We start from the raw sequence: 265 nt of genomic DNA, 5'->3' as shown, positions 1-265 counted from the left end.
GGCCAATGAAAATCTTCCGAAAGTATCCAACTGGTGGGGATTGCTTACAATTCCTGTAGTTAGCTGGTTTGTGCTTTCAATTATTCAAAAAGGGAATCTGGACGAAAACAATGAATACACACCAGTTTCAAAATCCCAGCGCAATGGATTCATAGGGGCTTTTTTATTTGGCGTGATAATAACTGCTTTGTTTTACAGTCCATTGGACATCCAAAATTATTTTTTATTACTAACGTTTCTTGTGGCTCTGTTTTTACCTATTTAC

At 36.6% G+C, this 265-nt stretch carries 1 protein-coding gene; it reads left to right on the top strand.

The features are described 5' to 3' along the window. A partial coding sequence (locus tag SB717_RS36660) for a hypothetical protein (protein WP_410907980.1) occupies nt 1–265 on the top strand: 265 nt, incomplete at both ends.

This window comes from Priestia sp. SIMBA_032, assembly GCF_046535215.1.
In the GTDB taxonomy this organism is placed as follows: Bacteria; Bacillota; Bacilli; order Bacillales; family Bacillaceae_H; genus Priestia; species Priestia aryabhattai.
The sequence above is the reverse complement of the archived record's forward strand: the minus strand, read 5'-3'. Positions and strand labels throughout refer to the sequence as shown.